Origin of the sequence: Citrobacter sp. wls826 (assembly GCF_005281245.1) — a bacterium.
Classification (GTDB): Bacteria; Pseudomonadota; Gammaproteobacteria; order Enterobacterales; family Enterobacteriaceae; genus Citrobacter; species Citrobacter braakii.
In genome coordinates this window covers 1-10,670 of the sequence record NZ_SZWS01000065.1, presented here as the reverse complement: position 1 = coordinate 10,670, position 10,670 = coordinate 1, and the positions used below count along the sequence as shown (strand labels likewise).

General features: G+C 49.8%; 15 protein-coding genes. 6 read left to right on the top strand and 9 right to left on the bottom strand.

Annotation, left to right across the window (positions count from 1 at the left end; genetic code table 11):
- Window positions 1-290 precede the first annotated feature (290 nt).
- Window positions 291-845, top strand: a complete 555-nt coding sequence (locus FDW87_RS20900) for a gamma carbonic anhydrase family protein (RefSeq protein ID WP_137380130.1) — start codon at window positions 291-293, stop codon at window positions 843-845.
- On the opposite strand, the gene FDW87_RS20895 is transcribed toward FDW87_RS20900, so the two are convergent.
- From FDW87_RS20895 to dprA, 6 genes are read right to left on the bottom strand one after another with little or no spacing between them, the layout of a single operon-like run.
- Complete coding sequence (locus tag FDW87_RS20895; protein WP_019078185.1) at window positions 821-1,078, bottom strand: DUF1488 domain-containing protein; 258 nt, start codon at window positions 1,076-1,078, stop codon at window positions 821-823. The genes FDW87_RS20900 and FDW87_RS20895 overlap by 25 nt on opposite strands.
- Complete coding sequence (gene aroE / locus FDW87_RS20890; protein ID WP_016154735.1) at window positions 1,075-1,896, bottom strand: shikimate dehydrogenase; 822 nt, start codon at window positions 1,894-1,896, stop codon at window positions 1,075-1,077. The genes FDW87_RS20895 and aroE overlap by 4 nt, the downstream gene beginning before the upstream one ends.
- Before the next feature lies 1 nt (window position 1,897).
- Window positions 1,898-2,470, bottom strand: a complete 573-nt coding sequence (gene tsaC, locus FDW87_RS20885) for an L-threonylcarbamoyladenylate synthase type 1 TsaC (protein ID WP_019078184.1) — start codon at window positions 2,468-2,470, stop codon at window positions 1,898-1,900.
- A 4-nt stretch (window positions 2,471-2,474) separates the two neighbouring features.
- Entirely contained in the window at window positions 2,475-3,017 is a 543-nt protein-coding gene (locus FDW87_RS20880; protein ID WP_137380129.1) for a type I DNA topoisomerase, read from the bottom strand.
- Window positions 3,018-3,043: 26 nt separating this feature from the next.
- Window positions 3,044-3,517 (bottom strand): DUF494 family protein Smg, encoded by a 474-nt coding sequence (gene smg / locus FDW87_RS20875; RefSeq protein ID WP_003031162.1) that lies wholly within the window; start codon window positions 3,515-3,517, stop codon window positions 3,044-3,046.
- Window positions 3,489-4,613 carry a DNA-protecting protein DprA gene (gene dprA, locus FDW87_RS20870; RefSeq protein ID WP_019078182.1) on the bottom strand — a complete coding sequence of 375 codons (1,125 nt, stop codon included), beginning with the start codon at window positions 4,611-4,613 and terminating at the stop codon, window positions 3,489-3,491. The genes smg and dprA overlap by 29 nt, the downstream gene beginning before the upstream one ends.
- Before the next feature lie 129 nt (window positions 4,614-4,742).
- Between dprA and def the strand changes: the two genes are divergently transcribed.
- From def to mscL, 5 genes are all read left to right on the top strand, one after another.
- Window positions 4,743-5,252: a peptide deformylase gene (gene def / locus FDW87_RS20865; RefSeq protein WP_003031159.1), complete on the top strand. Its 510-nt coding sequence runs from the start codon at window positions 4,743-4,745 to the stop codon at window positions 5,250-5,252.
- 14 nt (window positions 5,253-5,266) lie between these two features.
- The gene (gene fmt, locus FDW87_RS20860) at window positions 5,267-6,214 is read left to right on the top strand and encodes a methionyl-tRNA formyltransferase (RefSeq protein WP_047501513.1); all 948 of its coding nucleotides are present in this window, start codon (window positions 5,267-5,269) and stop codon (window positions 6,212-6,214) included.
- A gap of 51 nt (window positions 6,215-6,265) precedes the next feature.
- Window positions 6,266-7,555, top strand: coding sequence for a 16S rRNA (cytosine(967)-C(5))-methyltransferase RsmB (gene rsmB, locus FDW87_RS20855; protein WP_049270589.1), 1,290 nt, complete (start codon window positions 6,266-6,268; stop codon window positions 7,553-7,555).
- A 21-nt stretch (window positions 7,556-7,576) separates the two neighbouring features.
- Window positions 7,577-8,953 carry a Trk system potassium transporter TrkA gene (trkA, locus tag FDW87_RS20850; RefSeq protein ID WP_003031153.1) on the top strand — a complete coding sequence of 459 codons (1,377 nt, stop codon included), beginning with the start codon at window positions 7,577-7,579 and terminating at the stop codon, window positions 8,951-8,953.
- A gap of 141 nt (window positions 8,954-9,094) precedes the next feature.
- Window positions 9,095-9,508, top strand: a complete 414-nt coding sequence (mscL, locus tag FDW87_RS20845) for a large-conductance mechanosensitive channel protein MscL (RefSeq protein ID WP_016154742.1) — start codon at window positions 9,095-9,097, stop codon at window positions 9,506-9,508.
- Here the strand turns inward: mscL and arfA are convergent.
- From arfA to FDW87_RS20830, 3 genes are read right to left on the bottom strand one after another with little or no spacing between them, the layout of a single operon-like run.
- On the bottom strand, window positions 9,505-9,723 hold the full coding sequence (gene arfA / locus FDW87_RS20840; RefSeq protein WP_016157605.1) for an alternative ribosome-rescue factor ArfA: 219 nt from the start codon (window positions 9,721-9,723) through the stop codon (window positions 9,505-9,507). The genes mscL and arfA overlap by 4 nt on opposite strands.
- A 56-nt stretch (window positions 9,724-9,779) precedes the next feature.
- Entirely contained in the window at window positions 9,780-10,205 is a 426-nt protein-coding gene (zntR, locus tag FDW87_RS20835) for a Zn(2+)-responsive transcriptional regulator (protein ID WP_016154744.1), read from the bottom strand.
- Window positions 10,206-10,215: 10 nt separating this feature from the next.
- On the bottom strand, window positions 10,216-10,584 hold the full coding sequence (locus FDW87_RS20830; RefSeq protein WP_019078178.1) for a DUF1992 domain-containing protein: 369 nt from the start codon (window positions 10,582-10,584) through the stop codon (window positions 10,216-10,218).
- Between the last annotated feature and the right edge of the window lie 86 nt (window positions 10,585-10,670).

The window sequence follows — 10,670 nt, the reverse complement described above, 5'->3', positions numbered from 1 at the left end:
TATTACGCTTTCCTCTTTCAGAGTCAACCCTCATTTTCAGGTTTTTCTCTTCAATCGAACCGGCTGTTTGCGTGAAGTGATTCACATCCGCCGTGTCGATGGAGGCGCATTATAGGGATCCCATTTTTTAGCACAAGTATTTTTTGGATCTTTTTTGCTGAGTGCTTGTTTTTCACCCCTTTCGCTATATTCCTGCGCAATTTGGCTGATTTTTGATAGCTAAATCACTTGCACAGTCTCAATAATCCAACCAAAGTCTTCATTACTGCTCTATTTTCATTGAGGTAAACATGTCTGATGTATTACGTCCTTATAAGGATCTTTCCCCACAGATCGGAAAACGCGTGATGATCGACACCAGTAGCGTCGTCATTGGTGATACTCGTTTGGCTGATGACGTCGGGATTTGGCCGTTGGTTGCGATTCGTGGCGACGTCAACTATGTACAAATCGGCGCCCGTACAAACATTCAGGACGGCAGCGTTCTCCATGTCACACATAAATCCACATCTAATCCGCAAGGTAATCCATTGATCGTGGGTGAGGATGTGACGGTCGGTCATAAAGTCATGCTACACGGCTGCATCATTGGCAACCGCGTATTGGTCGGTATGGGATCAATTTTACTGGACGGCGTAGTTGTAGAAGACGACGTTATGATTGGGGCAGGAAGCCTGGTGCCGCAAAACAAACACCTGGAGAGTGGATATCTGTACCTGGGTAGTCCGGTTAAACAGATCCGGCCATTAAGTGACGAAGAGAAAGCAGGCTTAAAATACTCTGCTAACAACTACGTTAAATGGAAAGATGAGTATTTAAATCAGAGTAACCAAACCCAACCCTGAGAGTCTTCCTGCTGGTCCTGGATCAATGCTTCGGCCTCTTCTTCCAGGTCCCAGCGATGCTGTTGAAAGATTTCCAGCCATTGTTCAGGCGTGCAGCCGCCAAAGCGGGACGCCAACGTCTCCCCTGATATAGCGCATGTTAACTGCATACCATGGACTAACGCAGGGAAAACAACGGCGCTAATATCCGTCAGCCATTCTTCTCGATCGGGAAACTGGATCGCCTGATTCATGCCGACATTTCCTGTTGCATGCTTTTGATGACGGGCTCAATCTGTGGCAATACACCATGCCAGAGTAAAACGGCGTGCGCTGCTTGTCCCACCAGCATCCCCAGACCATCGGCATACTGTTTCGCCCCATGTTCAGCACACCAGGAAAGGAACGGTGTATTTCCTTGCTGATAAAACATGTCATAGCAATAGACAGAGGAGTGAATAAGCGATGTCGGAATGGCTGGTACCTCACCGCTAATTCCGCTGGATGTCGCATTAATAATTAAATCAAAACTGTAATTATCAAGCTCGTCCATTCCCACCGCCTGCACGCTGCCGGTATGGGAGAAGATTTGTGCCAGTTCTTCTGCGCGCGAAGCAGTACGGTTAACGATGGTTACCGCACAATCCAGAGAAAGAAGAGGTAATAAAACCCCCCGGGATGCGCCACCGGCACCAATCAACAGAACTCGCGATCCGGGGCGAATGAAAGATAAACGTTCAAGATCGCTTAATAAGCCGATACCATCCGTGTTATCTCCCAGTAAACGCCCATCCTCAAGTCGTTTAAGAGTATTGACCGCCCCAGCAAGCGATGCCCGCTCCGTTAATTCATCGGCACGCGCAAACGCCTCTTCCTTAAAAGGCACAGTGACATTTGCCCCCTTCCCGCCTTCCGCAAAAAAAGCATTCAGCGTATTCACAAAATCATTGATAGGTGCCAGTACACGTCCATAGGAATGATCAATTTTCAACTGCTCTGCAAATTGCTGATGAATAAAGGGCGATTTACTGTGCGCTATCGGATTACCAAAAACAGCATAGGCTTCTTTCATATTACCCCTGTCGAAACTGTTCACCGGTCAGAGCATCACGGATCTCCGAAGGATTCAAACGCCCTCCGGTCTCCCCTTCAACTACGGGAAAGTCTGTACCAAACTGCGCGCGGACTTCCTCTACCGTTCTGCAAGGCGGTAAGCCACTCAAATTAGCACTGGTGGAGACTAACGGTTTGCCATAAGCCTGGCACAATGCAACCACCAGCGGATGATCGGTGACTCGCACGGCCAGCGAGTCAAAACGACCGGTCAACCAACGAGGCGTAGTCGCGGGCGCAGGGAAAACGAAGGTGACAGGACCAGGCCAGCGAGCGAACACAGCCTCACGTTGAGCATCTGAAAGCGTGCTATCGTCAATATAGGGCTTGAGCTGGTCAAAATTTGCCGCAATCAAAATTAAGCCTTTATCGACTGGGCGTTGTTTTAGCGCCAACAGACGGGTAACAGCCGTTTCGCTGTCGGGATCGCAGCCGACACCAAATACAGCTTCTGTTGGATAGGCGATGACTTTTTCTTGTTTCAGAACCGCTATTGCAGCAGCGATAGGGCCTGTGGGCAGGTTATTATTCACTTTTTTATTCCGCCGAGAACGGCTTTCCACATTGTTTACTGGCACAGAAATGCTTCACACCCTGCGCGGTTTTCTTTTCGATGAGTAGCGGATAATGGCACTCAGGACACTCTCCGGCTAACGGTTTGAAGTTAATGACAAACTGGCACTCCGGATAGCGATCGCAGGAGTAAAACGTTTTGCCATAACGGGAACGCCGCTGGACCAGGTGGCCAGTCTGGCATTGAGGACAGACTATTGCTGTTTCATCTGGCTTGTCGATAAGTTCGGTGTGTTCACACGTTGGATAATCGCTGCATCCAATAAACATCCCGAATTTTCCCTGTCTCAGCACCAGCTCGGCGCCACATGCAGGACAAAGCTTACCCTCCAGAACTTTGACAATATGTCCGTCCGCGGAAGATTTCAGCGGACGGATGTAATCGCATTCTGGATAGTGTGAACAACCGAGAAACGGACCGTGTTTCCCGGAACGAATAACCAGTTCAGCCCCACATTGTGGGCAGGGCTCGTTTTTACGCACCGTAAACAGTGCTGATTTAGCCATAACAACTCATACTGAATGAAGATTGATTAATGCAGCATACCTTCATTCACTTCAAAGAGTAATTCTTCCATTTGCTGATAGGCATTTTCACAACCTGGAATATTGAAAAGCACCATCAGGATCACCCACTTCAGATCTTCCAGATCGAACTCTGCCGTATCCAGCGCGAGTACGCGCTCAATGACCATTTCTCGTGTTTCGAGGTTTAGCACCTGAATCTGTTCCAGGAATAGCAGGAACCCTCTACAGCTTGCATCCAGTCGATCACACTCTTCTGCGGTATAAATACGTATAGAAAGAGGATCGGATGCCAGCTGCATAGGTTCGGCAAGACCATCCTGATAATCAGCAAGCTTTTCCAGCCAAAGTAACGCGTTGTAGATGTCTTCACGATCAAAACCAGCGTCGGTAAGATCCCGTTCCAGTTTGTCCTGATCCACACGCAGCTCAGCTTCGTTATGGATATATGTCTCAAACAAATACATTAGTACGTCGAACATGGCATGCCCTCCTCAATCGGACATAGCCGCCGGGTACAGCTGCGATCCATCCTGCTAACTCCAGTTCGAGCAGTTGAGCCACTACCTCTGGCACAGGTTGGCCGGCACGTTCAGCGACGACGTCAACAGGTGTTACCTCATCTCCTACGTTAGCCAGGAGCTCCGGAAATGGCAATGCCACCTCTTCGTGATCTGGCGAATAAATTGATTTTTCAGGTTCATCTGGCAACCATTGCAGCCCATATTGCAAATTTTCCAGAATTTCTTCTGGGGCCGTCACAAGCGTGGCTCCCTGCTGAATAAGCCAATGTGGACCTTCACTTCCCGGACTCCCAATCGGTCCAGGCAACGCAAAAACCTCCCGCCCTTGTTCCAGTGCGCAACGCGCAGTGACCAGTGACCCGCTACGCTGAGCAGCTTCTACAACCAGGACTCCTTTACTTAGACCACTAATAATGCGATTTCGTCGGGGAAAATTGCGCGGCAAAGGAAGCGTATCTAATGGGAACTCAGACACCAGTGCGCCTCCAGCCTCAATCAGTCGTTTAGCCAGACGGACATGCTGTCGTGGATGAATGGTCTCAAGCCCATTTCCCAGCACCGCAATACTCGTGCCCTCTCGGTTTATCGCAGCATTGTGCGCCACACCATCAATCCCCCGGGCCAGGCCGCTGGTGATCGTCACGCCGCATGCTGCAAGCTTTTCACAAAACAGCCGCCCCCAGCGTTCGCCATACCAGGAGTGCTGTCGGCTACCGACGACGGCAACCTGAAACGAGCTAAGGCATATGGGATTTCCTGCAACAAAAAGCACCCCAGGATAATCCTCAATTGCACGGAGCTGTGCCGGATAATGCTCGCTGTCGGCAACCACAAAATGATGGTTGGGCTGTTCAAGCCAGCGCAGCGTTTTTTCCAGCGTCTGATCTGGAAAGGTTAAAAAGCGCCGGGCCTGGCGGGGAGAGAGTCCAGCATGATGAAGTACCACGTTGTTAATACACGGCTGAGTATTGAGCCAGTGGGCAACGCGCACCATCTCATCACCATACAGTTCATTCACTTGTGCTAAACGTAGCCAAATCTCGATTTTGGTCATCCCTGTTCCCCTGCCACAAGCAGTCCTGGCAATCTTTGCGATTGGTCACTGATGCTGTCAATCAGAGGGGGTTTTGTCTAGAATAGAGGTAATAATCTTTTCAACTCCTGAACACAACTCTGGATAACTATGTCAGTTTTGCAAGTGTTACATATTCCGGACGAGCGCCTTCGCAAAGTCGCAAAACCGGTCGAAGAAGTGAATGCAGAAATTCAGCGTATCGTTGATGATATGTTCGAAACGATGTACGCCGAAGAAGGTATCGGTCTGGCAGCAACTCAGGTCGATATTCATCAGCGCATCATTGTTATTGATGTCTCTGAAAATCGCGACGAGCAGTTGGTACTCATTAACCCAGAGCTGCTGGAAAAAGACGGCGAAACAGGTATTGAAGAAGGCTGCCTGTCTATCCCCGAACAGCGTGCGTTAGTACCGCGCGCAGAGAAAGTAAAAATTCGTGCGCTCGATCGCAACGGCAAATCTTTTGAACTGGAAGCCGATGGCCTGCTGGCTATCTGCATTCAACATGAAATGGATCACCTGGTCGGTAAACTGTTTATCGATTATCTGTCTCCGTTGAAGCAACAACGCATTCGTCAGAAAGTTGAAAAACTCGACCGCCTGAACGCCCGAGCTTAAGGACAAGAATCAACGTGTCAGACTCACTACGTATTATTTTTGCGGGTACACCTGACTTTGCAGCGCGTCATCTCGACGCGCTGTTGTCTTCTGGACATAACGTCGTTGGCGTGTTTACCCAACCGGACCGTCCGGCGGGACGCGGTAAAAAGCTGATGCCCAGCCCGGTAAAAGTGCTGGCGGAAGAAAAAGGGATACCGGTTTTCCAACCCGTCTCTCTTCGTCCTCAGGAAAACCAGCAGCTGGTTGCTGATTTACGCGCAGACGTGATGGTAGTGGTAGCATATGGCCTGATACTGCCAAAAGCCGTACTGGAAATGCCGCGTCTGGGTTGTATCAACGTTCACGGTTCCCTGCTTCCACGCTGGCGTGGCGCAGCCCCAATCCAGCGCTCACTGTGGGCAGGCGACGCCGAAACTGGTGTGACCATCATGCAGATGGATGTTGGCCTCGACACCGGTGATATGTTGCTTAAGCTGTCCTGCCCGATAACTGCAGAAGATACCAGCGGTTCGTTATACGATAAGCTGGCAGATTTAGGACCTCAGGGGCTGATTGAAACGCTAAAACAGCTGGCGGCTGGCACCATAAAACCCGTTGTACAAGATGAATCACTGGTTACGCATGCAGAAAAACTCAGCAAAGAAGAGGCCCGTATCGACTGGTCGCTTTCAGCCGCTCAGTTGGAACGCTGCATCCGCGCCTTTAACCCGTGGCCAATGAGCTGGCTTGAAATCGACGGCCAGCCAGTGAAAGTCTGGCAAGCTACGGTTATTACAGCGAACACACAGGCCGCACCAGGCACTATTCTTGAGGCGACAAAACAGGGTATCCAGGTCGCAACGGGCGACGGCATCCTGAATCTCGTCTCTTTGCAACCTGCCGGTAAAAAAGCCATGAGCGCGCAGGATCTGCTTAATTCGCGCCGGGAATGGTTTGTACCCGGTAACCGTCTGGTATGACGGTTCATCTCTTTAAGCCCGGTATCTCCGGGCATTTTTATTTTTGCGCTTATGAAAAAACATCTTAATTTACGCAGTATGGCGGCCCAGGCCGTCGAACAGGTTGTCGAAAAGGGACAATCATTAAGCAACGTGCTGCCCGCCATGCAGCAAAAAGTTGCCGATAAAGACAAAGCACTGTTGCAGGAGCTTTGCTTCGGCGTGTTGCGTACACTCTCCCAACTGGAGTGGATGATCCAGCAGTTGATGGAACGTCCAATGACGGGCAAACAGCGCACTGTTCACTATCTGATCATGGTGGGCTTCTACCAACTGCTGCATACTCGTATTCCACCGCATGCTGCTTTGGCAGAGACCGTAGAAGGCGCAGTCGTTATTAAGCGTCCGCAGCTTAAAGGGCTGATCAACGGCGTGCTGCGCCAGTTTCAGCGCCGTCAAGAAGAGCTACTGGCTGAATTCTCTCAAAGCGATTTACGTTTCTTACACCCCTCCTGGCTGGTGAAACGTATTAAGACCGCTTATCCGCAGCAGTGGGAAGCCATTCTTGAAGCCAATAACCAGCGACCGCCGATGTGGTTACGTGTCAATCGTAACCATCATACGCGCGATGCCTGGCTGGACCTGCTGACCGAAGCGGGATTAACCGGTTTCCCGCATCCAGATTACCCGGATGCAGTGCGTCTGGAAACGCCAGCTCCTGTGCACGCCCTCCCTGGTTTTGATGAAGGCTGGGTAACCGTCCAGGATGCTTCCGCTCAAGGATGCATAAACTATCTGTTGCCGGAGGACGGTGAACAGATCCTCGACCTATGCTGTGCGCCGGGGGGCAAAACCACTCACATTCTGGAAGTTGCTCCGCACGCTAACGTAATGGCTGTCGATGTTGATGAAAAACGCTTATCGCGCGTTTTCGACAATCTAAAACGTCTGGGTATGAAGGCAACCGTAAAACAGGGTGATGGCCGCTATCCACAGCAGTGGTGCGGTGAACAACAGTTTGACCGTATTTTGCTGGACGCTCCGTGTTCTGCCACCGGAGTGATCCGTCGCCATCCGGATATCAAATGGCTGCGTCGCGACCGGGATATTGCTGAACTTGCCCAGTTGCAGGCTGAAATCCTGAATGCAACCTGGCCACATCTTAAACCTGGCGGCACGCTGGTTTATGCAACCTGCTCTATCCTGCCAGAAGAAAACCAACAGCAAATTGCCGCCTTCCTTGCGCGCACGCCAGATGCGGTATTAAGCGTCACTGGTACGCCGGAAAAACCTGGACATCAGAATTTACCGAGTGCGGAAGATGGTGATGGCTTCTTTTACGCTAAGCTAATCAAAAAGTGATGAGATAACGGGTCGCGACTGATGAAAATTATCATTCTGGGCGCAGGGCAAGTTGGCGGTACGCTGGCTGAAAACCTGGTCGGAGAGAACAACGATATCACGGTAGTCGATACCAATGGTGAGCGCCTGCGTAGCCTGCAGGACAAGTTTGATCTCCGTGTCGTGCAAGGGCATGGTTCGCATCCCCGCGTTCTACGTGAAGCCGGTGCTGACGATGCCGATATGCTGGTTGCCGTAACCAGCTCAGATGAAACAAATATGGTTGCCTGCCAGGTAGCTTATTCACTGTTTAACACGCCTAATCGTATCGCTCGTATTCGTTCACCGGATTACGTTCGTGATGCGGACAAGCTATTTCAATCTGATGCGGTGCCTATCGATCACCTGATTGCGCCTGAGCAACTGGTTATCGATAGCATTTATCGCCTGATTGAATATCCGGGCGCATTGCAGGTAGTGAATTTTGCCGAAGGAAAAGTCAGCCTGGCCGTGGTGAAAGCCTATTACGGTGGGCCGCTGATTGGTAATGCGCTGTCGACAATGCGTGAGCATATGCCGCACATCGATACCCGCGTTGCGGCGATTTTCCGTCATGACCGACCGATCCGTCCGCAAGGTTCTACCATTGTTGAAGCGGGTGATGAAGTTTTCTTCATCGCGGCCTCGCAGCATATTCGCGCCGTAATGAGCGAATTACAGCGTCTGGAAAAGCCTTACAAACGCATTATGTTAGTGGGCGGTGGGAATATTGGCGCGGGGCTGGCACGGCGACTAGAAAAAGATTACAGCGTCAAACTGATTGAACGTAATCAACAGCGCGCATCCGAGCTTGCAGAGAAACTGCAAAATACGATCGTCTTTTTTGGTGATGCCTCGGATCAAGAGCTGCTGGCGGAAGAACATATCGATCAGGTTGATCTGTTCATTGCGGTAACCAACGATGATGAAGCGAATATCATGTCGGCGATGCTTGCCAAACGGATGGGCGCCAAGAAAGTGATGGTGTTGATCCAACGCAGAGCATACGTCGATCTGGTGCAAGGCAGCGTGATCGATATTGCGATTTCACCGCAGCAGGCAACCATCTCTGCGCTGCTCAGTCATGTGCGTAAAGCGGATATTGTTGGTGTATCTTCACTGCGCCGTGGCGTCGCGGAAGCCATTGAAGCCGTTGCACACGGTGATGAAACGACGTCACGGGTTGTGGGTCGCTCAATTGATGAAATTAAACTTCCACCAGGAACCATTATTGGCGCCGTTGTGCGTGGTAACGATGTGATGATTGCCAATGATAACCTGCGTATTGAACAGGGCGATCACGTAATTATGTTCCTGACAGATAAAAAGTTTATTACCGACGTCGAGCGACTATTCCAGCCAAGTCCGTTCTTCCTGTAATAATTTGGGCGCTGAAACTGCGCCTAAATTATTTCCCTTTATTTTTCATGGTTTAATAAATTTCTATTTAGGCAATACATAAATGGAAATTGCCTAAACATTTGTTAAACTTATAAACGTCAGCTGCATAGGGAGAATAAGATGAGCATTATTAAAGAATTTCGCGAATTCGCGATGCGCGGGAATGTTGTCGATTTGGCAGTAGGTGTCATTATTGGTGCGGCATTTGGGAAGATAGTTTCATCACTGGTTGCCGATATCATCATGCCGCCGCTGGGGTTGTTAATTGGTGGAATTGATTTTAAACAGTTTGCTTTAACACTACGTGATGCACAGGGAGATATCCCTGCAGTCGTTATGCATTACGGTGTATTTATTCAGAATATCTTTGATTTCGTTATTGTTGCGTTTGCTATCTTTATGGCAATCAAGCTGATCAACAAACTGAACCGTAAAAAAGCGGAAGAGCCAGCAGCACCGCCGGCGCCATCGAAAGAAGAAGTATTGCTGAGTGAAATTCGTGACCTGCTGAAAGAACAGAATAACCGCTCTTAAGCACTCACTGAAACAAGAAGGCCAGTGGTAAAAAAGTGAATGACTTTCTTGCCACTGGCCTCCCAGTTACCCCGATTACCATGTTTACCTTTACGTAGATAACTTCCTTTCCCTTTCTTATTTTTCTCAACGCGCTGCCTGAACAGTGGGTCATGTAGAAGCGCCTCAATGGCGTTATCTTTTATCTGCCCTTTAGTGTGCTGATAACGACTCATGATACCTCCGGTTGTCGTAATTTACGCCGCGAGTGTAGATCTGACCGTGCAATAAATCAACAGCCTGATGGTGATCCACTGGCGCCTTGCTCAAGTGCTTCAAGGATAGAGCAGTACACGCTGCTGTGTGCCTTACCACAACACGCGTCATTCAATCGCTGCAGCGACCGTTGCATCGCCTGAAGCTCAGCTATTCTCGCTTCCACTTCCTGCAATCTTTCCTGGACGATCCCTTTTGATTCCTGGCAGGTATGGTGTTCGGGATCGATGCGGATCGAAAGCAGTTCGCGGATCGATTCCAGAGTGAAACCAAGCTGACGGGCATAGCGAATAAACTTTAGACGCTGAAGATCGCTTTCCGTATAGAGACGAAACCCGCCTTCTGTACGTATTTCATGTTCCATCATCTGCTGCTTTTCATAGTAGCGGATAGTATCAGGCGTCACGTCAGCCAGTTTCGCTAATTCACCAATACGGTACATGCTATCTCCGCTATTCGTCGTTGATCTTCTGCAGCAGCTTATCTGCGTATTCACCGTGTAAAAACTCGGTGCTGAGTCCAGCCTGCCGAAGTTTCAGTTCCAGTAGTGACAGTCTTCGACTCACTTCCTGATAATGGGGATCATCTTTGCGGATCCCTGCAAGTATTTCAAGCAGTTGTATTGCCTCTCTGCGCTGCTCAAGCTCAGGAGGAAGACATCCCGCATTTTTTAATAAACGGAATCCGGCTCGAAGTTCCGGCGGAATGTGGGAATCATCGTCAAGAACCAACGGTTCTCCTGTACCAGGCAAACCATCAAACTCACCTTTAGACTGCGCATCAGTAATATGGCGCTCTGCCCACTGGTCCAGTAACCACATACAACACTCCAGTGATGAACAAAAAGAGTACAGATATTGTAGGTAAGTGGGGATATGACGGATATAAAAAAACCCGCCGAGGCGGG